The organism is Propionivibrio sp. (assembly GCF_029255185.1).
GTDB lineage: Bacteria > Pseudomonadota > Gammaproteobacteria > Burkholderiales > Rhodocyclaceae > Propionivibrio.
This window is the reverse complement of the sequence record NZ_JAPUVO010000102.1, coordinates 21,712-41,442: the sequence shown is the minus strand read 5'-3', so window position 1 is coordinate 41,442 and position 19,731 is coordinate 21,712. Positions and strand designations below refer to the sequence as shown.

The following is a 19,731-nucleotide window of genomic DNA, read 5'->3' as shown; positions in this document are numbered from 1 at the left end:
GACAGGTCATGCCAAGTCTTTATAATGCGCACTCGCTTCACGCGGGAGTAGCTCAGTTGGTAGAGCGATACCTTGCCAAGGTATAGGTCGAGAGTTCGAGACTCTTCTCCCGCTCCAAATTTTCGCGAAAGGCAGTTTTTGCTTTTCAGCAGTACTTATCGTGAGGTAGGCGCGGCGCGATAGCAAAGCGGTTATGCACCGGATTGCAAATCCGTGTAGGTCGGTTCGACTCCGGCTCGCGCCTCCACAAACAATAGAGCGGGTTTCAGGTTTTTTGTCTGAAACCCGTTTTTATTTTGAAAACAATACCCATGATCAGCAAGGGCTTGTTTTTTCCCCAATACTCGTTTCTAATCACCCCTCCAGTTTTTTACTTTGATTCCACGACCATGACCTTCCTTGACGCACATGCCTATGGACTGTTTATCGCGCTAGCGATGGTCATGGCGACGGTCGTCATTTCGGCCCCTCTCGTAGCGGTAGTACGCGTAGTACCGATCGCGCCGTCGAGGGCTGGAAAAAAACAAGTCAAAGCGTAAAACGACTGAAAATTCCAAAACCCCCGCCGGTGCAAACCGAGCGGGGGTTTTTCTTTTTGTACGCCCGACCGGTAAACCCGCCAACCGCAGTAGTTCCTTGAAGGAGATGTTCATGTCAAGTCCTAAAACCGAAACCCTCACCGGCGCGCAGATCGTCGTGCGTCTACTCGAAAGGCAGGGTGTGCGAACGCTGTCCGGCATTCCCGGCGGCGCCATACTGCCGATTTACGACGCCCTGTCGCAGTCGGCGCTGATCCATCATGTACTCGCCCGTCATGAGCAGGGCGCCGGTTTCATCGCCCAGGGCATGGCGCGGGTAAGCGGCGAGGTGGCGGTCTGCATGGCCTCATCAGGTCCCGGCGCGACCAACCTACTGACGGCCATCGCCGATGCCAAGCTCGATTCGATCCCGCTGCTGGCGATTACCGGTCAAGTGCCCAGGTCGATGATCGGCACCGATGCTTTTCAGGAGGTCGATACCTACGGCTTGACTATCCCGATCACCAAACACAACTTTCTCGTTGGCTCGGCGGAGGAGTTGCTTGACGTCATTCCGCGCGCATTCCGCCTTGCCGCATCCGGGCGTCCCGGTCCGGTGCTGGTTGACATTCCCAAGGATGTGCAAAACCAGGCCATCGAAATTAGCGAGTGGCCAGCGCCCGGTGTGGCTGATCCGGTCCCGGCGCCGGATGCCGAACTGCTTGCCCGCGCTGCGGCGATGATCAATGAAGCCGAGCGTCCCATCCTTTACCTAGGCGGTGGCGTCGTGCATTCCAGTGCCTCTGAACTGGCCGTGGCCTTTGCCGAGAAGGCTAGCCTGCCGAGTGTGATGACGCTGATGGCGCTTGGTGCGATGCCGGTCGATCATGCCCTGTCGCTCGGCATGCTCGGCATGCACGGTGCGCGCTTCACTAACTTTCTGCTCGATGAATGCGACCTCTTGATCGCCTTTGGCGCGCGTTTTGACGACCGGGCGACGGGCAAGGTCGCCGCCTTCTGTCCGCAGGCCAACATTATCCACATTGACATTGATCCGTCGGAGCTCGACAAAATCAAAACAGCACATGTCGGTATTATGGGCGACGTCAAGGCCGTGCTCGAACTGCTCGCGCCGCAGGTCAGCGCCAGACTACGTGAGCCTTGGCTGTCGCGGGTGGCGGAATTGAAAGCAGCGCATCCGCTGCGCATGCCGGGCATTGAAGACCCGCGCACGCCGTACGGCCTGATCCGCGCTATCGCCGATTGCCTCGACGACGAGGCAACGATCAGTACCGACGTCGGCCAGCACCAGATGTGGGTGGCGCAGGCTTATCCGCTGCGCCGTCCGCGCCAGTGGCTGACCTCGGGCGGACTCGGGACGATGGGTTTCGGGCTGCCGGCGGCGATTGGTGCGGCACTGGCCGAACCCGAGCGTACAGTGGTCTGCTTCACTGGCGACGGCAGCATTCTGATGAACGTTCAGGAATTCGCCACGGCAGCCGAGGAAGACCTTAACGTGAAGGTTGTGCTGATGAACAACGCCTCGCTCGGCCTTGTTTTCCAGCAACAGACCCTGTTCTACGGCGAGCGAATCTTTGCCTCAAAATTCAGGGGGATGCCCGATTTCATCAAGGTTGCCGAAGGCTTTGGCTGGCAGACGCTTGATCTGGACCAGGCAGATGATCCTGTCGCCGCGCTGGGCCGCGCGCTGTCCGTACGCGGTCCGATGCTGATCCACGCCAGCATCGATACACGTGAGCAGGTGTTACCCATGGTGGCGCCGGGTGCGTCCAATAAAGACATGATCGGAGGTTAAAAATGAATGCAATTAGCAAAGCGGAAGGTCAGGCACTCGCGCGCACCGTGCTCGAACTTGATGTGAATAACCATGCCGGCGTGATGTCACATGTTGTCGGCATGTTCTCGCGGCGCGCCTACAATGTCGAGGGAATCCTCTGCATGCCGGTCGGCGATGGTGCGATCAGCCGCATCTGGCTGATGGTTAACGAAGATGCCCGGCTGGAGCAGATGGTCAAGCAGGTCGAAAAGCTCGAAGACGTTCTGGCGGTTCGCCGGCACAGCGCCGAGCATGAGGTCTTCGAGCGACTGGAGGAGTTTTTTCGTTAAAAGCGCTTAACCACAACGGGCATAACGGGCACAACGCGGGCACAACGAAAAGACATAAAGAGAATTCAGGTTCTTCGTTGTGCCCGTTGTGCTTCGAATCGGTAATGCTATTCAGCACTGGGCTTGTAATTCCTACCCTCGTTCTCTATCCTCAACGGGCAATGTGTTCAATTGCACCATCGCCGTTTTAACCAGACATAAAAGGATCTCGTCCATGAGTCCAGAGCAACCCGTTGCCATGCTGCAAAGTTTCTTCCAGTCAGGTCAGTCATTGACGCAGGCCTACCTTGACTTTGTCACCAAGCAGCAGTTGTCCATGCTGTTGCCGGCGGCGGCGCCGGTGGCGCAACCGGCCCAGTTGTCGATGCCCAGTCTCGAACCCTTCGCTGGTTTTCAGCGCGAGCTGGCCGCCCAGCACGCCCAGTTGTGGCAAACGATGTTGCTGCGTAAGACCGGCGAAGTCGCCGAGCCGATGGTCAAGCCGGAGGCGGGCGATCGTCGCTTCAGCGCGCCGGAGTGGGGCGAGACGCCGATTTACGATTATCTGCGTCAGGCCTATCTGCTCAACGCCGGCTATCTGACCAAAGTGGCCGAGGCGATGCCGATCGCCGACGGTCCGACCAAGACCCGCCTGCTATTTCTTACTCGTCTGTATGTCGAAGCCATGGCCCCGTCCAACTTCGCTGCCACCAACCCGGAGTTCGTCAAGACCGCCCTTGAGACTAACGGCGAGAGTATCACCGAGGGCATCAAGAACATGCTGGCCGATCTGGACAAGGGGCGCATCTCGATGACCGACGAATCAGCGTTCGAGATTGGTCGTAATATCGCGACGACGCCCGGCGCCGTGGTTTTCGAGAACGACCTGATGCAATTGATCCAGTACTCACCGAGCACTGACAAGGTTGCCGAACGGCCGATCCTGCTGGTGCCTCCTTGTATCAACAAGTACTACCTTATGGATCTGCAACCCGAGAACTCCTTCGTTCGCTACATTGTTGAACAGGGATTCACTGTTTTCCTGATTTCCTGGCGCAGTGCCACCGAGGAGCAGGGCCACTATACCTGGGACGATTACCTCGAAATGGGGCCAATCAAGGCGCTGGCGGTGGTTAAGGAAATTACTCGCGTGGCCAGACCCAACGCTCTGGGTTTCTGCATTGGCGGCCCGCTGCTGTGTTCGGCACTGGCCGTACTGATTGCCCGTGGCGAGGATCCGGTCGAGAGTCTGACGCTGATGACCTCGCTGCTCGATTATTCCGATCCAGGAGAAATTGGCGCGCTGGTCACCGAGTCCATGGTTGCGGCATATGATGCATCGATCGGCAAGGGTGGAGTGATGCACGGGCGCGATCTGTCCAGCGTTTTCTCGGCCTTGCGGTCCAACGATCTGATCTGGCAATACGTCGTCGGCAATTACCTCAAAGGCAAGAAGCCGGCGCCTTTTGACCTTCTTTACTGGAATTCGGACAGTACCAATCTGCCCGGGCCATGCTTCACCTGGTACCTGCGCAATACCTATCTGACCAACAACCTGCGCGTTCCAGGCAAGCTGGAAATGCTCGGCGAGAAGGTCGATCTGGGCAAGATCGAGGTGCCCAATTACATCATGGCTGCCCGGGAAGACCACCTGGTACTCTGGCAGGCCGCCTACCTCTCACGCAAGATCCTCGGTGGCCCGTCAACTTACACGCTGGCGGCCAGCGGCCATATTGCGGGCTCCATCAATCCGGCGTCGAAGAACCGCCGCAACTATTGGGTCAACGACAGCGAGGGGTCACTCACTCCCGACGAGTGGTTGGCCGGCGCCAGCGAGAAGAAGGGCAGTTGGTGGCCGCACTGGCTTGCATGGCTCGGCCAGCGCAGTGGCAAAAAGGTTGCGCCACCGAAGAAACCCGGTAACAGAAGCTACAAGGAGATTGAGCCGGCACCCGGCCGCTACGTCAAGGCCAGGGCATAGCAGAGAAAGTGCGCAGGGCTCACTGACCTAATCGTTTAAACCATAACCGAAGGGAGAAATTGTCATGTTAACCTATGAAGATTGCCTGGCATTAAGTGATCTGACCGAGGAGGAGGTCGAAGCCATTGCCCAGCACGAGCATCTTCCAGAAATAGTCGCTCTGGAGTTTGGCAGCTATCTGGTGCATAGCCCGGATGGTGTTCCGATGATCAAGCGCATCATTCTTGATGACATCGAGGAACAGCTAAGGCGCGGCCACTCCGACAAGGCCCTGCACTTGAAACTCGTGCTCAGGCACTTTGTGTACACCCATCCAAAACGCACGGCCACTGAACAGGCATGAGCGTGGCGTGGCTTAATCCGAAGCAAACCTAGTCTGGAGAGATATGATGAATCGTTATTACTCCGTTAAGTCAAGCCGGCGTGGCTTCCTCTTGAGCGCCGGCGCTATCCTTGCCGGCCTTGCCCTGGGTGGAATGACAGGCAGTTTGCGTGCCGCTGAAACCGTGCCCCAGAAAATTGGCATTATCGGATCGGGGCGAATCGGCGGAACCTTGGGCGGGCTCTGGCTGAAAGCCGGCCATGAAGTAATGTTCTCTTCACTCGACCTCGAATACGACAAGGCACTGGCGGCACGCCTCGGCGCCGGAGCCCATGCCGGAACGCCCAGTGAGGCCGCGGCATTTGGCGAGGTGCTGTTGATTTCGGTGCCTTACGCCGCGCTGCCGCAACTGGGTCGCGATCTGGGCGATTCGATCAAGGGCAAAGTAGTGCTCGACACCTGCAACCCGATCCCTGCGCGTGACGGCGAGATGGCGAACGAAGCCAGGGCCACCGGGACCGGCGTCATGTCAGCCCGTCTGCTGCCAGGCGCACGCCTGGTTCGCGCCTTCAACTCGGTGGGCTACGCCAAGTTGCAAAGCGAGGCGCATCGCACCGGCGAACGCGTCGCCATACCGCTCGTTGGAGACGACGCGCAGGCGCTGTCGACCGCCCAGCGCCTGGTGCAAGAGGCCGGTTTCGACGCCGTGGTGGTTGGCCCACTGGCTCGTGCCGGCGAGCTCGATCCGGGAACGCCGGCCTTTGGTAAGGCCTTGACTGCGGTTGAATTGCGCCGCGCGCTAACCGCCGCGCCCTAGGGGAATCCAGAAAATCAAGGGACTGTGAATTCAAAAATGGCAGCGCTACCGCATCGCTGGCTAGAGCGTCTGGTTGCGGTGCGTCCTGGTGAAATTTCGGCGCTGCTGTGGTCCTTTGCCTACTTCTTCTGTTTGCTCGCCGGTTACTACATCTTGCGCCCCTTGCGCGATGAAATGGGAATCGCCGGTGGAGTGCGTAACCTACAGTGGCTATTCACTGCCACCTTCATCGTCATGCTTGGCGCCGTCCCGCTGTTCGGCGCCGTCGTTGCTCTCTTGCCACGGCGACGCTTTATTCCATTGGTTTACCATTTCTTCGTCGCCAACATTGTTCTCTTCTGGCTGCTGCTGACCTTCGACGTTGGCAAGCTTGCGGTGGCACGGGTGTTCTTTGTTTGGATCAGTGTATTCAGTCTGTTTACCGTTTCGGTCTTCTGGTCGTTCATGGCCGACCTGTTTGGCAGCGAACAGGGCAAGCGGCTGTTCGGCTTCATCGCCGCCGGCGGCTCTGCCGGAGCGCTGCTCGGACCGGCGTTGACGGTTGGCTTGGCGGCGCCGCTCGGGCCGGTGAATCTGCTGATCGTTGCGGCGCTCTTTCTCGAACTGGCTGTGCTCTGCGCCCGGCAACTGGAGATAGCGGCTACGCAACTCGATGTGGCCGCCCTGCCAGCTTCCCCACTCGAACCCGAGGGGCTTGGCGGACGCTGGCTGGACGGCATCCTTCTTCTGTTGCGCTCGCCCTATCTGGGTGGCATTGCGCTGTGGGTCGCGCTGCTTTCACTGGCCGGCACCTTTCTATATTTTCAGCAGGCGAGCATCGTGGCGGCGGCCTCCGACGATCCGGCAGTGCGCGTTCGCATTTTTGCCATGATCGACCTCTCGATCGGCATCCTGACGATAGCCGTGCAATGTCTCGCCACAGGGCGTCTGCTTACACGTTTCGGCGTTGGCGCTGCAGCGGCTTTTTTGCCCTGTGTCTTCGGCCTCGGTTTCCTGGCCCTCGTGGTGTCGCCGACGCTCATCGTGGTCATCGTTTTCCAGGCCATCCAACGCACCGCCAATTTCGCCATCTCCAATCCGGCGCGCGAAGTGCTATTCACCGTCGTCGAACGTGCCGAAAAATACAAGGCTAAGAATGTCATCGACATTGTTGTCTTTCGCGGCGCCGATGCCTTCAACGGCTGGCTGTTCGCGGCACTGCGCGCTACCGGTCTCGAACTGGGTGCGATATCGCTGGTGACGTTGCCGTTGGCGCTGGCCTGGGCAGTGCTGGCCATCGCACTGGGTCGAGCACACGAGCGCCGTGCGCGGCAGCAGAATTTTTTGGGGCATCGGGATTTCCCTCAGTAAAGGAATCTGAAATGAGCCATTTTTCGAGTGAAGCATTGTCCTCACGCCGGAACTTTCTCGCACTGGCCGTTGGCGGTGCCGTAGCCAGCGCCATGCCAGAGCTCTCGGCCTGGGCGGCCGAGTCCCTGCTGACCCGCGTTATCCCGAGCAGCGGCGAACAGTTGCCGGTCATCGGTCTCGGGACGTCAATCGTTTTCGACGTTGGCGACGATGCCGCGCAACGCAGCGAACGCCGTGCCGTGCTGCAGGCGATGCTCGCCGGCGGCGGCCGCCTGATCGACACGGCGCCATCCTACGGCACGGCCGAGGGCGTCGTCGGCGACCTGGTCGCCGACCTCGGCGCTCGTTCCCGGAGCTTCCTGGCGACCAAGGTGCGCGCGACCGACCGAGCCCCGGCACAGGCCGAAATGCTGCAATCGCTGCGCCGCCTGCGAACCGACCGGGTCGACTTGATGCAGTTGCACAACGTCGGCAATCGCGACAGCGAGGCCGCAGCGCAGATTGCCCAGTTGCGCGAGTGGAAGGGGCAGGGAATCTGCCGCTATATCGGAATCACCCACTACCTTGACTATGCTCACGATCGCCTGATCGAATTGATGCAACGCGAGAAGCCGGACTTTGTCCAGGTCAACTATTCGCTGGCCGATCGCAGCGTTGAACAACGCCTGCTCTCGGCCGCCAGCGACAGCGGGACGGCGGTGCTGATCAACCTGCCGTTTGGCCGCGGAAAATTGTTCAACGCCGTTCACGGCAAAGCGCTGCCGGCCTGGGCTGCGGAATTCGATGCGGCCAGTTGGGGCCAGTTCTTCCTGAAATACATCCTCGCGCACGACGCCGTAACCTGCGTTATCCCCGGTACCGACAAGCCCGACTACATGCTCGACAACCTGAACGCCGGGCGCGGCCGCCTGCCGGATGCTGCACTGCGCAGGAAAATGATCGAGTTCTACGAATCGCTGGGTTGACCTTGGCGAGGTTTTGAAAGCCGCGCTATTCGTTCGACTCCAAAAGGCTACTCTGCGTTAACAGTACGCTCGGCCGACCTGGGCGTGTAACTACATTGTGGTTATATTTAGCGCGTGACTACACTTCATTTCGAGTGGGACGAGCCGAAGGCCGAAGCTAACGTCAAAAAGCGTAGAGTGAGCTTCGATGAAGCCAAGACCGTGTTTTACGATGAACGAAGCTGCACCAATGCCCAGGTGAATCGCCCCGGAATTTGAACGCTGGGCGTTAGATCTTCGCCGAGGCGCATGCAAAGCTGTAATATCTATCGGCCACTCAAAATCGCATTGAAAGGAGAATTGACTATGTCCACAGGTACCGTGCGACTGCATCGCGTGTTTCGTGCACCTGCGGAGCGCGCCTATCGGGCGTTTCTGGATGCCGACGCGATGGCAAAGTGGATATCTCCTTACGGTTTTACGTGCAAGGTTTACCACATGGACATCAAGGTCGGTGGAACTTTCAGGATGTTGTTCACGAATTTCAGCACAGGGAACGAACACGCGTTCGGTGGCAAGTATCTCGAACTTGTTCCCAGCGAGCGAATTCGCTACACGGATAAATTCGATGACCCGAACTTACCCGGTGAACTACAGGTCACGGTGACTTTTAAGAAAGTGTCCTGCGGCACGGAGATCAACATCCTGCAAGAAGGACTGCCTGAAGTCATTCCCGTCGAAATGTGCTACCTCGGCTGGCAGGAGTCTCTTGCACAGCTTGCCACACTCATCGAGCCCGAGATTTCAGGCTAGCTAGCGGTTAACTGCGTTCGAGATGGACTGCGCCAGAAGCCGCGCAGCACCCCTCAACTACATATTCGGCATCTCAGTAAAGCCAACGACCTTCAGAGCGGGGGGAGACTATGCGGCGTGGAATACTTACCGGTGAGCGCCTGGTGGCCGTATTTCTCTGCGGCTGTGTGCTGTTCAACTATCCGCTGCTTTCCCTGTTCGATCGCCGGGTCGATCTGTTTGGCATTCCGCTGATCTATGTTTATGTTTTTACCGCCTGGGCCGGGCTGATTGCGCTGATGGCCTGGTTCACCGAACGGCGCGGCGAGTAGGCTAGGCCAATGCTCAACGGCCCGGTCATTGTTGTCGCTTCGCTGCTCTACCTCGGGCTGCTCTTTGCCATCGCCTGGTGGGGTGACAAGCGCGCTGATCAGGGACGTTCGGTCATCTCCAGCCCAACCATTTACGCGCTGTCGATGGCTGTCTATTGCACGACCTGGACCTTCTACGGCAGTGTCGGTCGTGCTGCGGTATCGGGCATTGGTTTCCTGCCCATCTATCTTGGTCCGACGCTGGTTATGGCGCTCGGCTGGTTTTTGCTGCTCAAGATGATCCGTACCGCCAAGGCCAACCGGATTACCTCGATTGCTGACTTCATTTCCTCACGCTACGGCAAGAGCTTGTTGCTCGGTGGGCTGGTCACGGTGATCGCCGTGGTCGGTATCGTTCCCTACATCGCTTTGCAACTCAAGGCCGTCTCGGGTAGCGTCAGCCTGCTGCTCAATTATCCGGAAATTGTCATGCCCGGTCGCAGCACGGCACTGCCGGTGTTCGCCGACATGAGTTTCTATATTGCGCTGATCCTGGCCGCCTTCACCATTGTCTTTGGTACCCGCCACCTTGACGCCACCGAACGCCACGAGGGCATGGTGGCGGCGATTGCGCTTGAATCAGTGGTCAAGCTGCTGGCCTTCCTGGCCGTCGGGCTGTACGTCACCTACGGTATCTACGACGGTTTTGCCGACATCTTCCAGTACGCTGCCGACGACGATCGCCTGCGTCGTTTAAGTACTGCCATCCCCTCCGGCCAGGGCTATACCGGGTGGTTCTCGCTGACTCTGCTGGCTGGCCTGGCCATCCTCTTCCTGCCGCGCCAGTTTCAGATCGCCGTTGTTGAAAACGTTAACGAATCGCATCTGAAGCGTGCGGCGTGGCTATTTCCGCTGTATCTGCTGCTGATCAACCTCTTTGTCTTGCCAATTGCACTGGGCGGCCTGCTCCATTTTTCCGGGCAGGGTGTCGATGCCGACACCTTCGTGCTCACCCTGCCCATGGCACACCATCAGGAAGGGCTGGCCCTGCTGGTTTTTATCGGCGGCCTGTCGGCGGCGACCGGCATGGTCATCGTCGAAACCATCGCGCTGTCGACCATGGTCTGCAATGATCTGGTGATGCCGGCTCTGATCCACTTGCGCGGCGCGGCGCTGGCCGAGGCCAGCGATCTTTCGCGACTGCTGCTGCGTATCCGCCGCGGGGCGATCCTGGTCATCCTGCTGCTCGGCTATCTCTACTTCCGGTTGGCTGGCGAAGCCTACGCGCTGGTCGCCATCGGTCTGATCAGTTTCGCGGCGGTGGCCCAGTTTGCCCCGGCCATGATCGGCGGCATGTACTGGCGCGGCGGCACGCGCGGTGGCGCACTGGCCGGTCTGTCTGCCGGTTCTCTGGTATGGGCTTACACTTTGCTGCTGCCGTCATTTGCCAAGTCGGGCTGGCTGGCCACCGATTTCCTGACGCAGGGGCCGTTCGGCTTTAACCTGCTGCGACCACAGCAACTGTTTGGCCTGGACGGACTCGACGAGATTTCACACTGCCTGTTTTGGAGTTTTTTTGCCAACATTGGCGCCTACGTTGCTGTGTCCATTATGCGCTCGCCGACAGCAGCCGAGGCTAGCCAGGCCAGGCTGTTTGTCGACGCCTTGAAGTATGCGCGGCCGGTTGGTGCAGCGCTCTGGCGCGGGCTGGCTAAGGTCAGCGATCTTACCGCGCTGGTCGGTCGCTTCCTTGGCCCGCAGCGCGCTGAATCGGCGTTTGCCGACTATGCCAAGCGCCATGGTCAGGTAGCCATCGATGCGCTAGAGGCCGATGCTGAATTGGTGCACTTTGCCGAGTCCCTGCTCGCCGGAACCATTGGCAGCGCGTCGGCTCGGGTGATGGTTGCTTCGGTAGCCAAAGAGGAGCCGCTCAGTGCGTCCGAAGTGATGAACATCCTCGATGAAGCGTCGCAGTTACGCAGCTACAGTCGCGAACTGGAGCGCAAGTCACGCGAATTGGAAGCCGCCACGCGCGACCTGAAAAGCGCCAACGAACGTCTGCAGGAACTCGATCGCGTCAAAGACGACATCATGTCGTCAGTGACTCACGAACTACGCACGCCGCTAACTTCGATACGCGCATTTACCGAGATGCTGCGCGACGATCCGAAGATGCGTCTGGCCGAGCGCGAGCGCTTTCTTGGGCTGGTGGTCAGCGAGAGCGATCGCCTGGCCCGCTTGATCAACCAGACGCTCGATCTGGCCAAGATCGAATCAGGCAATGCCGACTGGCGTGGTAGTGCGCTTGACCTGAAAGAAGTCATCGAACAGTCGGTGGCATCCACGAGTCAGCTATTCAACGAGAAGGGCGCACGCGTCGAGCTTGATCTGCAAAGCGGCTTGCCTTCAATTCTGGCGGATCGTGACCGCCTGATTCAGGTGATGCTCAATTTGTTGTCCAATGCAGTGAAGTTTCTTCCGCTCAATGCAGGTCGGGTATGCGTGAGCTTGCGCGCCGGCGCCCAGGGCCTTGAGGTGGGCGTGGCCGACAACGGCCCAGGGATTCGCGTGCAGGATCAGCAGGTCATTTTTGAAAAATTCCGCCAGGTTGGCGATTCACTAACCAACAAGCCAGCCGGAACCGGCCTCGGTTTGCCGATCAGTCGTCGTATCATCGAACATTTCGGCGGTCGCCTGTGGGTCGACAGCGTACCCGGCGAGGGCGCGACTTTTCGTTTTTTTCTGCCTTTCGCGCCGGATAATGGGGTTTGAAAAAGCTTAACCACAACAACGCAACGGGCACAACGAGAAGCAATGACTTGAAGTGATGTGGCCGATATGAGTTTTGTAAAGTTTGATTGTTTTTTGCAGTCGAGGAGGCGCGATGAACAAGAAAGTGCTGATTGCCGATGATGAACCGAATATCGTCATTTCACTTGAGTTTTTGCTGCGTAGGGAAGGCTTTGACGTACTCGTTGCGGTTGATGGCGAAGAGGCGTTGGTCAAGGCGCGTGAAGAAAAACCCGACCTCATTCTGCTCGATGTGATGATGCCGAAGATGAACGGCTTTGACCTGTGTCAGGCACTGCGTGCCGATCACGATCTTGATGACATGCGCATCCTGATGCTTTCGGCCAAGGGGCGTGAGACGGAAGTCAGCAAGGGCCTTGGCCTGGGGGCTGATGCCTATGTCACCAAGCCTTTTTCAACCAAGGAACTGGTGCTACAGGTGCGTTCCTTGCTGGGGGTCTAGGGCGTGTTGAATTTTCCCCGAAAGCTGGTGTTCGTCGGGGTGGCGGCCTGCCTCTTTTTGCTGGCGCAGGTCGTCGCAGTCGTCGCGTTGATGCAGGTCGGTTCGGGCGACGGCGGCGCAGCGACGATGAGTTTTGGCGACCGCGTGGCCGCCATTCTGATGATTTTGTTGCTCGCCTGTGTGGTGGCCGTGGTCGTCTTGCACAAACTTTATAGCCGCTACGTGCGCGCCAGCAGTCGTCTGGCCGAAGAGACCTGCGCACTGGTCGCGCACGGAGGGGTGCGGGTCAGCGACTATCTGGCGCCTGAATTGCAAGCGCTCGGGCAGGCCGTCAATCAATTGGCGAGCGTTCGTGACCGGTTGGACAGCGATGTCGTCGCGCGTGTTCGCGAGGCGCGGGCCTCGCTGGAGGAAGAGCGCAGTCGCCTGGCGGCGCTGATGTCTGACCTGAACCAGAGCGTCGTCGTCTGCAATCTTGATGGTCGCGTGCTGCTCTATAACCAGCGGGCAAACGAAGAATTGAGCGGGCCGGAGGGTACGGCCGGGACCAGCGAGTTCATTGGTTCCCAACCGCTCGGGCTCGGTCGTTCGATCTACACGGTTTTTGATCGTAGCCTGATCGCTCATGCGCTGGAAAGACTGCAACATGCTCCCGGCGAGGCTTCGGCCAGCGTAGCGGCGAGTGGCGCGCATTTCGTGACCGCCACGCGCGGCGGAAAACTCTTGCGCGCACACATGTCGCCGGTGCTGGCGGCTGGCGATGCGCTCAGCGGTTTTGTCCTGATTCTTGACGACATCACCGCTGACCACGAGCGTGATGCCCGTCGCGATGCGCTGATCCAGTCGCTAACCGAGGGTGGGCGCGGTCCCCTGGGCAACATCCGCGCTGCGGCAGAGACCCTGTCCGACTTCGCCGACATGACGCCGGAGCAGCGCGTGCGTTTTCTCGGCGTCATTCGCGACGAGGCGCGCGCGCTGTCGCAGCATCTGGAAAATGCGGCCACCGCCTTCTCGAACGATCTGCGCGTGCGCTGGCCGCTTGAGGACATGCTCGGCGCAGAACTGCTGGCGGCAGCGGTCGGGCGCATCGGCGAGCGTTGCCCGGTGCTCGGGCGGGTCGAAAGCGTCGATGAAAGCATCTGGCTGCGTGTCGACAGCTACGGGCTGTTGCAGGCGCTGAGCTTTCTCGCCGCACGCTTGCATGATGAATACGAGATTCGTGATGTGCTGCTCGCCCTGTCGCGTGACGGGCGGCTGGCGCAGCTCGATCTGATGTGGGCCGGCACCTCGATGAGCAACGAAGCGGCGATGAGCTGGGAGATGGATTCGATGAATACCGGCGGTGAGGCGACGCCGCTTTCCGTGCGTGATGTGGTTGATCGTTGCCATGGCGAGATCTGGTTTCAGCGCCAACGCGTTTCGCATCGCTCCTACTTTCGCATCCTGCTGCCGATTGTCGAAGCGCCCAGAGACTCAGCGCGCAGCAAGGAACTGGCGCGCCGCGGCAGCCGGCCGGAGTTCTACGACTTCGATCTGTTTGCCCGCTCGGCAGCCAGCCCCCAACTCGACGACTGCCCGCTGGCCGAACTGACCTACACCGTCTTCGATACCGAAACCACCGGTCTTGATCCCTCTGGCGGTGACGAAATCATCCAGATCGGTGCGACACGCATCGTCAATCGCCGTCTGCTTGGCCAGGAATGCTTTGACCAACTCGTCGATCCGCAGCGCGCCTTGTCGGAGGAGTCGATCCGCATCCATGGCATCACGCCGAACCTGCTCGTTGGGCAAGCAACCATTGTCGCGGTATTACCCGCTTTTCGCGCTTTTTGTGCCGACACCGTACTGGTCGCGCACAACGCCGCTTTCGACATGCGCTTTTTGCAGTTGAAAGAAGAACGCCTTGGCCTGCGCTTCGACCAGCCGGTGCTTGACACGCTGCTGCTTTCTGCCGTGCTGCATCCCAGCCAGGAGTCGCATCGCCTCGAAGCGATTGCCGAACGCCTGGGCGTATCGGTAGTCGGTCGTCATACGGCGCTCGGCGATGCGATGGTGACCGCTGAAGTGTTTCTGAAAATGCTGCCGCTGCTCGCCGCGATGGGAATTCACACGCTCAGTCAGGCGCGCGCCGCCAGTGAAAAAACCTTTCATGCCCGGATCAAATACTAGAACATCGCTCTCGCCCTACACCGCGCTGCGCCATCTTTGCAGCGCGGCGCCGCTCTGTGTGCCGCCTTCGGTGAGCGTTCGCGACGCCCTGCTACAGCTCGACGCGATGCACACTGATGCCATGGTCATCGTTGATCCGGCCAGCCGCGTGCCGCTCGGTATCGTCACGCTGCGCGACGTGCTGCGCCGCATCGCCATTGAAGCCGGCGACCTCGAAGCGCCAATCGCCGTAGTCATGACCAGCGGTCTGATCACCCTGCCGGCCGATGCCACCGCGCATCAGGCGAGCGTGGTCATGGTGCGCCGTGGCGTCCGCCACCTGGTGCTGACCGAGGTGGATGGCAGCTATTTCAACGTTGTTTCGCAGGCCGACCTCTATGCCCTGCCCGGCGCCAGCGCCGCCGATCTGGTGGCAGACATTCTGGCGGCCAGGGATATCGCGACGCTCTCGACCCTGGCCGCCAGCGTGCGTCGCTATGCCGCCCAACTACTAGCCGAACGGGTTGGCGCCGAAGCGATCTGCCAGCGCATCTGCGCGCTCAACGATCTGCTCACGCTACAGGTGATCGAACTTTCGGCCGGCGCTTTTGATCTGCCCTACGTGCCCTGGTGCTGGCTGGTCTTCGGTTCCGAAGGGCGGCTCGAACAGACGCTGGCCACCGATCAGGACAACGGCCTACTCTTCGCCGCCGCCTCGGCCGACGATGCGGCGAGCCTGCGCCAAGCCTTCCTGCCCTTTGCACGTGCCGTCAACGAAGCGCTCGATGCCTGCGGTTTTCCCCTATGCCAGGGCCAGATCATGGCCAGCAACCCGGCCTGGTGTCTTTCGCTCGACGAATGGCAATCGGCTTTTGGCGCCTGGATGCAGGAGGCGCAGCCGCTCGCGCTGCTCAACTCAACAATTTTTTTCGACTTCCGCGTGCTCTACGGGCAAGAGTCGCTGGCCAGCGAATTGCGCGAATGGCTGCTGAAAAGGGCGCCAACGCATCCGATTTTCCTGCGCGCACTGGTCGATAACACCATGAACTGGGCATCGCCGCTTAACTGGTGGCAGGGCTTTCGTTTCGACGGCAAGCACGCGTTTGCGCATACCATCGATCTTAAGCTACACGGCGCGCGCCCCTTTGTTGATGCCGCACGCATCTATGCGCTGGCCCATGGCGTTCCAGAGACCAATACCGTCGAACGCCTGCGCGCCGCAGCGAGCAAGAGCGGCATGCCGACCCGGGAAACAGCGGCGCTGGTCGACGCGTTCTATCATATTCAGCGCCTGCGGCTGGAGAAGCAGATCGGCGGCGGAGTCAACGCGGCGGCGCCCAATCGCGTCAACCCGGATCACCTGCACAAACTCGATCGACATATTCTCAAGGAGTCATTGAAACAGGCGCGCAGCCTGCAACAGCGCTTGGCCAGGGACTACGCTATCCACTGATTTGCTGTCATTCCGGGCTTGACCCGGAATGACGATGGATGGTTAGAACAAATTTACCCTGCGCCAGCCCTTGTGGCTTAAGAGTTTTTTAAGTCGGGTTGATATACTGCCGGTCCGATCCACCCTCGCACAGGCAAAGCATGAACAGCACTCACTCCCCAAGCCCTGATGAGGCCGTCGCCGCGACTCGCAAGTGGCTTGAGCGTGCAGTGATCGGCCTTAATCTGTGTCCCTTTGCCAAGGCGGTGCATGTCAGGAAGCAGGTGCGCTACGTGCTCAGCGAGGCTGGCGACAGCGACACGCTGCTCGCCGATCTTGAACGCGAGTTGCACTATCTGGCGGCGGTGTCGCCCGATGAAACGGACACCACGCTGCTCATTCATCCGTATGTCCTTGGCGCTTTTGACGACTTTACCGATTTTCTCGACCTGGTCGATGTGGTGGTGCGCACTCAGGGCCTGGCCGGCACCTTGCAGGTAGCCCATTTTCACCCCGACTACTGCTTTTCCGATACCGAGCCGGGCGACCTGGGCAACTACACCAATCGTTCGCCCTATCCCACCCTACACTTGATCAGAGAGGCGAGCCTCGACCGCGCGGTAGCGGCCTTCCCGGAAGCGGCAACAATCTATGAGCGCAACATCGAAACTCTCGAAGGTATGGGTCTGGCAGGCTGGCGGGCCCTCGATGTCGATGCGCCCGGCAAGGACTGACTTTTAAAAGGGCAGTTCCGACTGAGCAGCAGGCGGAGCCAATACGGCGTCTGCTGCCGGCACCAGTCCGCTGGCGCGCACGCCAAGCAGCCGAATTTTCTGAGTCAGCGGGACGCGCTTCAGACACTCTCCGGCCACCTTGCGAATCTGATCGCCATCGCTCAGGCCGATCGGTACTGTGATATCGCGGGTTAGCGTATGAAAATCTGCAAAGCGCAGCTTGATGCCAATGGTTCGGCTGACATAGCCCTGGCGTTGCAGATCATCAGCAACACGCCGACAGAGCGCGGTAAATAGTCCGGAGAGTTCCGCTCTGTCCTGCCTGGCGTGCAGATCGCGCTCGAAAGTGCTTTCACGGCTGATCGATTTGGGTTCCGATTCGGTGACGATGGGCCGTTCGTCGAGGCCATGTGCCACCTGATGCAACCAGACTCCCGTCGTCTGGCCAAATTTTCTCACCAGCAATTCAGCCGGTGTCGCCGCCAGATCGCCGATGGTGTTGATTCCGAGCCGGGCCAGTGTTGCCGACGCCTTGGGACCGATCCCGTTAATCTTTCTGGCCGGCAAGGGCCAGATCCGTTCCGGGATATCATCCATGCCGAGGATGGTGATGCCATTCGGTTTTTCCAGATCGGAGCAGATTTTCGCGAGCAACTTGTTCGGGCTGATGCCGATGGAGCAGGTCAGGCCGGTGGCGGCGAAGACAGCCTGTTTGATGCGCTCGGCCAAAACCTTCGTTTCTTCCGCGATGTCACCAAGGTCGATGTAGATTTCATCAATTCCGCGATCTTCGATCAGCGGCGCAATACCGGCCACGGCGGCCTTGAACTTTCGCGAGTAATCACGGTAGGCATCAAAATTTGCGGGAAGAAGAATCGCCTCCGGCGCCAGTTGCGCCGACTTCATCAGGCCCATTCCGGAGAACACGCCCAGCGCCCGTGCTTCGTAGGTTGAGGTGGTGATGACACCGCGCCCGGCATACTCGCGCAGCCGGGAAAAACGCCGGCTGCCGTCAGGCTGCTCGACCGGCTGGTGCGCGCTGCGCCCGCCGACCACTACTGCCTGCCCGCGAAGTTCCGGGTAGCGCAGCAACTCGACCGAGGCAAAAAAGGCATCCATGTCGAGGTGGGCAATACGGCGAATGCTGTTCATACGCAAGGGGTAAGTGGTCTCAGGAGATTTTTACCATCGGTGAAAATCTCTCATGAGCGGCAAGTGATGCCGCTATAATTGGTGCAGAGTGAACGCGGCGGACGCTTGCCGGCGGCACGACAACAGAGGGGGAGTTCAATGCTGTTCGCACTGTTTTATGTTATTGCCATTACGGTTTTGGTCATGCATTTCACCGGGTTTCTGGCGCGGCATAATCTGGAGTGGCTGGTGCTCTTGCTCGCTGCCGCCGTATTTCCCGCTGTAATTTATCTCTAGGCTCGCATGAGAGCGCTGATCAGGCGCCTGCGTTCAACGCAATAAACTGTTTCACCGCATCGACACTGACGTCCATCACCTCGACCCGCTGTGGCAGGTTTTCGATACCGAGCATCGCTGTGGGGCGCTCCGGTTTGCGGCCAAGCGCTTCGACAATTGCTTCTTCAAATTTTGCCGGTAGCGCGGTTTCGAGGACCAGCATTGGTCGCCCGGTCGTGCGCGCCGCCATCCCCACCTTGAGTCCGTCGGCGGTATGCGTATCAACCATCACGCCGTACTTCTCAAAGGTCTGGCGAATCGTCGCCAAACGCTCGGCATGGCAGCTCTTGCCTGAAACAAAGCCGAACTTGGGTAAATCGGCGAAACAAGGCGTTTTTGAGAGATCGAAACTTCCTCCCGCATCAACCTTGGCCCATAGCTCGCGGATGATCGCCGGATCACGGCCGACGAGATCAAAGGCAAAGCGCTCAAAGTTTGAAGCCTTAGAGATATCCATCGACGGGCTGGATGTCGTGCAGGTTTCTGCCGCACCGCGCGGACGGTAGACGCCGGTCCGGAAAAACTCGTCAAGGACGTCATTCTCGTTGGTTGCCATGACCAGCCGACCGATCGGCAGCCCCATCATGCGCGCAATGTGGCCGGCGCAAATGTTTCCGAAATTTCCGGAGGGTACGACGAAATCGACCTGTTCATCATTGGACCGGGTTGCTGCAAAGAAGCCCTTGAAGTAATAGACGACCTGCGCCGCGACACGTGCCCAGTTGATTGAGTTGACTGCGCCAATCTTGTGCCGGGCCTTGAAAGCGTGGTCGTTGGAGACAGCTTTGACGATATCCTGCGCATCGTCAAACATACCGCGCACGGCGATGTTGTAAATGTTGGCATCCTGCAGCGAGTACATCTGGGCCCGCTGGAATGCGCTCATTCTGCCGTAGGGCGAGAGCATGAAAACCCGTAGTCCGTGCTTGCCGCGCATCGCATATTCGGCCGCTGATCCGGTGTCGCCCGAAGTGGCGCCGAGGATATTGATTTCTTCGCCTTTCTTCGCCAGAACGTACTCGAAGAGATTGCCGAGCAACTGCATAGCCATGTCCTTGAAGGCCAGCGTCGGCCCATTGGAGAGCTCCAGCAACCCCAATCCCGGCTCAAGCCAACGCACCGGTGTAATGTCACTGGCCTGGTCACCGGCGCGACCATTGCAATACACCTCTGCGGTATAGGTCTTGTCGATCAGCGCCTTGAGATCGGCGGCAGGAATATCGTCAATGAATTTTGACAGCACGGCGAAGGCCAGATCGGCGTATGACGCGTTCGCTAACCCGCGCCAGTGATCAAGCTCAGTGTGTGTTATCTGTGGATAGAACTCCGGGAGATAAAGACCGCCATCAGGCGCGAGCCCACCCAGCAGGATTTCAGTGAAGGTTTTTCTGGACGAATGTTGAGCATCGCCGCGCGTCGAGATGTAGTACATGGTCATTCCCGGATGGATGAAACGACAGAATTTTCCTAAGGCGGAAGTCTAGCACCTTACCGTGCCTCCTCCACACGAGTTGCGGGGTCTCCAGACGGTCCTGGTCATGGTTTAATGATCGTAG

Annotated in this window: 18 protein-coding genes and 2 tRNA genes; 18 read left to right on the top strand and 2 right to left on the bottom strand. The window is 59.3% G+C overall.

Annotation, left to right across the window (positions count from 1 at the left end; genetic code table 11):
- The first annotated feature begins 41 nt into the window (after positions 1–41).
- From Q1J43_RS08880 to Q1J43_RS08800, 17 genes are all read left to right on the top strand, one after another.
- Positions 42–117: transfer RNA gene (locus Q1J43_RS08880), tRNA-Gly, on the top strand.
- A gap of 56 nt (positions 118–173) precedes the next feature.
- Positions 174–247 (top strand) — tRNA-Cys (locus tag Q1J43_RS08875).
- Positions 248–651: 404 nt separating this feature from the next.
- Positions 652–2,334, top strand: coding sequence for an acetolactate synthase large subunit (gene ilvB, locus Q1J43_RS08870; protein ID WP_301102114.1), 1,683 nt, complete (start codon positions 652–654; stop codon positions 2,332–2,334).
- A gap of 2 nt (positions 2,335–2,336) precedes the next feature.
- A complete protein-coding gene (gene ilvN / locus Q1J43_RS08865) occupies positions 2,337–2,645 on the top strand; it encodes an acetolactate synthase small subunit (RefSeq protein ID WP_301102113.1) in 309 nt (102 codons plus the stop codon).
- A gap of 214 nt (positions 2,646–2,859) precedes the next feature.
- Complete coding sequence (gene phaC / locus Q1J43_RS08860; protein ID WP_301102112.1) at positions 2,860–4,605, top strand: class I poly(R)-hydroxyalkanoic acid synthase; 1,746 nt, start codon at positions 2,860–2,862, stop codon at positions 4,603–4,605.
- 64 nt (positions 4,606–4,669) lie between these two features.
- Positions 4,670–4,948 (top strand): hypothetical protein, encoded by a 279-nt coding sequence (locus Q1J43_RS08855; RefSeq protein ID WP_301102111.1) that lies wholly within the window; start codon positions 4,670–4,672, stop codon positions 4,946–4,948.
- 43 nt (positions 4,949–4,991) lie between these two features.
- Positions 4,992–5,744 (top strand): NAD(P)-binding domain-containing protein, encoded by a 753-nt coding sequence (locus Q1J43_RS08850; protein ID WP_301102110.1) that lies wholly within the window; start codon positions 4,992–4,994, stop codon positions 5,742–5,744.
- Positions 5,745–5,780: 36 nt separating this feature from the next.
- Positions 5,781–7,094 carry a hypothetical protein gene (locus Q1J43_RS08845; RefSeq protein WP_301102109.1) on the top strand — a complete coding sequence of 438 codons (1,314 nt, stop codon included), beginning with the start codon at positions 5,781–5,783 and terminating at the stop codon, positions 7,092–7,094.
- Positions 7,095–7,105: 11 nt separating this feature from the next.
- On the top strand, positions 7,106–8,059 hold the full coding sequence (locus Q1J43_RS08840) for an aldo/keto reductase (protein WP_301102108.1): 954 nt from the start codon (positions 7,106–7,108) through the stop codon (positions 8,057–8,059).
- Positions 8,060–8,173: 114 nt separating this feature from the next.
- Positions 8,174–8,317 (top strand): BrnT family toxin, encoded by a 144-nt coding sequence (locus Q1J43_RS08835; protein ID WP_301102106.1) that lies wholly within the window; start codon positions 8,174–8,176, stop codon positions 8,315–8,317.
- Between the two features lie 87 nt (positions 8,318–8,404).
- On the top strand, positions 8,405–8,851 hold the full coding sequence (locus Q1J43_RS08830) for an SRPBCC family protein (protein WP_301102105.1): 447 nt from the start codon (positions 8,405–8,407) through the stop codon (positions 8,849–8,851).
- 110 nt (positions 8,852–8,961) lie between these two features.
- Positions 8,962–9,162, top strand: a complete 201-nt coding sequence (locus Q1J43_RS08825) for a hypothetical protein (protein WP_301102104.1) — start codon at positions 8,962–8,964, stop codon at positions 9,160–9,162.
- Positions 9,163–9,171: 9 nt separating this feature from the next.
- The gene (locus Q1J43_RS08820; protein ID WP_301102103.1) at positions 9,172–11,913 is read left to right on the top strand and encodes a sensor histidine kinase; all 2,742 of its coding nucleotides are present in this window, start codon (positions 9,172–9,174) and stop codon (positions 11,911–11,913) included.
- Positions 11,914–12,025: 112 nt separating this feature from the next.
- Positions 12,026–12,394 carry a response regulator gene (locus Q1J43_RS08815; RefSeq protein ID WP_301102102.1) on the top strand — a complete coding sequence of 123 codons (369 nt, stop codon included), beginning with the start codon at positions 12,026–12,028 and terminating at the stop codon, positions 12,392–12,394.
- A gap of 3 nt (positions 12,395–12,397) precedes the next feature.
- A complete protein-coding gene (locus Q1J43_RS08810) occupies positions 12,398–14,563 on the top strand; it encodes an exonuclease domain-containing protein (protein WP_301102101.1) in 2,166 nt (721 codons plus the stop codon).
- Positions 14,544–15,995, top strand: coding sequence for a DUF294 nucleotidyltransferase-like domain-containing protein (locus tag Q1J43_RS08805; protein WP_301102100.1), 1,452 nt, complete (start codon positions 14,544–14,546; stop codon positions 15,993–15,995). Before Q1J43_RS08810 ends, Q1J43_RS08805 begins: the two co-directional genes overlap by 20 nt.
- A gap of 140 nt (positions 15,996–16,135) precedes the next feature.
- Positions 16,136–16,708, top strand: a complete 573-nt coding sequence (locus Q1J43_RS08800; protein ID WP_301102099.1) for a DUF1415 domain-containing protein — start codon at positions 16,136–16,138, stop codon at positions 16,706–16,708.
- A gap of 3 nt (positions 16,709–16,711) precedes the next feature.
- On the opposite strand, the gene dinB is transcribed toward Q1J43_RS08800, so the two are convergent.
- On the bottom strand, positions 16,712–17,860 hold the full coding sequence (gene dinB / locus Q1J43_RS08795; RefSeq protein ID WP_301102098.1) for a DNA polymerase IV: 1,149 nt from the start codon (positions 17,858–17,860) through the stop codon (positions 16,712–16,714).
- A gap of 138 nt (positions 17,861–17,998) precedes the next feature.
- Between dinB and Q1J43_RS08790 the strand changes: the two genes are divergently transcribed.
- The gene (locus Q1J43_RS08790; RefSeq protein ID WP_301102097.1) at positions 17,999–18,136 is read left to right on the top strand and encodes a hypothetical protein; all 138 of its coding nucleotides are present in this window, start codon (positions 17,999–18,001) and stop codon (positions 18,134–18,136) included.
- Positions 18,137–18,155: 19 nt separating this feature from the next.
- Here the strand turns inward: Q1J43_RS08790 and thrC are convergent, their stop codons facing one another.
- Positions 18,156–19,607 carry a threonine synthase gene (gene thrC, locus Q1J43_RS08785; RefSeq protein ID WP_301102096.1) on the bottom strand — a complete coding sequence of 484 codons (1,452 nt, stop codon included), beginning with the start codon at positions 19,605–19,607 and terminating at the stop codon, positions 18,156–18,158.
- Positions 19,608–19,731: the final 124 nt, after the last annotated feature.